We start from the raw sequence: 1,996 nt of genomic DNA, 5'->3' as shown, positions 1-1,996 counted from the left end.
GGGCGGGAACGCTCATCGGAGCTCTCCGTGGGGTCGGTCGCAGGCGCGCCGGCCAGGCGGCGGTCGCGCTGGGTCAGGATCGTCTCGGCGAAGTAGCCCCAGCCGCGCACCGAGCCCGGCCGCGAGCGGGCGGCCACGGCGCGCACGGCCGGCAGCACGTCGGCCTCCAGATCGGCCGGCGGCCCCCGCCCCGGCGTCAGCAGGCCCAGGATCGGGGCCAGGTTGAGCAGGACGGGCGACGCGGCGTCCAGGGCCGGGCCGGCGGCGTCGCGCAGGGCCCTCTCCAGCCGATCGAGCTCGGCCCTGCCCCACCCGCGGGCGTCCACGGCCCCTATCCGTCCTTCTTCTGGTTCTGGTTCTGGTTTTGGTTCTGGTTCTGGTTGGCGCGGCCGGGCCGCCGTTTTGGCCGCGGCCGGCGTCCGGCTTCGCCCGCCCGTTTGCGCCGGCTCCGCCCCGGCGTTTGCTCCAGCATTTGCCGGCCGGTTGCGGGCGGCCGCGCCCTTCGCGCCGGCCACACGGCGGGCGTCGACGGTGCGGGCGTAGCGGTCCAGCTCGGCGGCCAGCCGCGGGTGGGTCAGCGCGCCGTCCTCCAGCGTGAAGAAGGCGGTCACCTCGGCCGCGATCCTGGCCCAGCGCGCCGGCGTCAGCCCGGCCAGGCGCGCCAGCCGGGCAGGCTCGGCCGGCAAGCGGCCGCCGCCGCGCCACATCGCCATCATCAGCAGCACGTAGGCTCCGTGCTGCACGGTGGTCAGGTGGCGGGTGTCGCCCAGATAGTCGGCGACGTAGAGGGGCATGTAGGGCGGCGCGTTCATTGCGACGGTCCGGACTCCGGTTTCGTTCTCGTTATGTTCGCATTTTACGAACAAAACGCAAGCCCTGAAGTTCGCGAAACGGCTAACGACTTTTGCACAGATTGGTGCGCAAACTGCGAACCATGAGCGACGCGGCGGACAAGCGGCACTACCTGCGCGAATGGCGCGAGTACCGGCGGCTGACCCAGGAGCAGCTGGCCGACAAGGTCGGCACCTCCAAGAGCGTGATCAGCGAGCTGGAGACCAAGCGCGAGCTGTCCGGCAAGTGGCTGCGCCGGCTGGCCCCCGCGCTCGACACCTCGGCCGGCTACCTGCTGGACCACGACCCCGAACGCCTGCCCACCTCCATCCTCGACATCTGGGCCGACATCCCCGAGGAAAACCGCGGCGCCGCGGTGCGCATGCTGGAGAGCCTGCGGCGGACGGGCACTGGCGGCTGATTTAAACCGCTCATCCCCGCGAAAGCGGGGACCCAGAGCGCGATCGGAGGCGAGTAAGGCGTTCTTCGTCTACATGCTCGCCAGCCGCCGCAATGGCACCCTCTACATCGGCATGACCGACGACCTGGTCCGGCGCGTCGCCGAGCATAAGGACAAGTTGCGCCCGGGCTTCACGGCGCGGTACGGCGTCGACCGGCTGGTCTGGTACGAGACCTTCGACGGCCGCGAGTCCGCTTTCGTGCGCGAACGGCAGATGAAGACCTGGAACCGCGCCTGGAAGCTGCAACTGATCGAGGGCGAGAATCCCGAATGGGAGGATCTCTACGATCGCGTGAGCGAGATGTGGTGGTGAGCGCTCAAATTTCGGCTCATCCCCGCGAAAGCGGGGACCCAGGTCCGCGGCGACTGACGGGCGCGCACAAGCCTTCATGAAGCGGTTTGCGCGGCCTGCCCCCTGAGCGCTCTGGGTCCCCGCTTTCGCGGGGATGAGCGGATTAAAGGCTGGCCGCGCGTCCTCCCCTCACCCCTCGAAAGCCGCCGCCGCCAGCTTGCGCACGTGGTCGCGGACGTCGGCGGGCCAGGCCTCGGTCGAGGCCGCGAAGCCCGCGGCGTCGCCGGCGTAGAGCGCCCGGATCGCCGCCTCGTAGAGGGCTGCGTCGCCGGCCAGGGCGGTGGCCACGCGGTAGGCCGCCTCCTGCGCGCGGCGGATCCGGCCCGGGCCTTCGTCGGCGCGCCGCGCCGCCT

Annotated in this window: 4 protein-coding genes; 2 read left to right on the top strand and 2 right to left on the bottom strand. The window is 71.4% G+C overall.

Annotated features, from left to right (window positions below):
- The coding region (locus G3573_RS21270) for a DUF1376 domain-containing protein (RefSeq protein WP_163263632.1) at nucleotides 1-812 on the bottom strand (812 nt) is incomplete at its 3' end.
- 122 nt (nucleotides 813-934) lie between these two features.
- Between G3573_RS21270 and G3573_RS21265 the strand changes: the two genes are divergently transcribed.
- Together G3573_RS21265 and G3573_RS21260 are read left to right on the top strand one after the other, a co-directional pair.
- Nucleotides 935-1,252, top strand: a complete 318-nt coding sequence (locus tag G3573_RS21265; protein ID WP_163263631.1) for a helix-turn-helix transcriptional regulator — start codon at nucleotides 935-937, stop codon at nucleotides 1,250-1,252.
- A 73-nt stretch (nucleotides 1,253-1,325) separates the two neighbouring features.
- A complete protein-coding gene (locus G3573_RS21260) occupies nucleotides 1,326-1,604 on the top strand; it encodes a GIY-YIG nuclease family protein (protein ID WP_163263630.1) in 279 nt (92 codons plus the stop codon).
- Nucleotides 1,605-1,772: 168 nt separating this feature from the next.
- On the opposite strand, the gene G3573_RS21255 is transcribed toward G3573_RS21260, so the two are convergent.
- Nucleotides 1,773-1,996: DUF2239 family protein (locus tag G3573_RS21255; protein ID WP_163263629.1), on the bottom strand; the 224-nt coding region annotated here is incomplete at its 5' end.

Source organism: Caulobacter sp. 17J65-9 (assembly GCF_010975005.1).
Taxonomy (GTDB): Bacteria; Pseudomonadota; Alphaproteobacteria; order Caulobacterales; family Caulobacteraceae; genus 17J80-11.
The sequence above is the reverse complement of the archived record's forward strand: the minus strand, read 5'-3'. Positions and strand labels throughout refer to the sequence as shown.

Excerpts from the sequence above, each read along its gene's own strand:
- G3573_RS21260 (WP_163263630.1), top strand. The coding sequence starts at position 1,326 with ATGCTCGCCAGCCGCCGCAATGGCACCCTCTACATCGGCATGACCGAC.
- G3573_RS21265 (WP_163263631.1), top strand. The coding sequence starts at position 935 with ATGAGCGACGCGGCGGACAAGCGGCACTACCTGCGCGAATGGCGCGAG.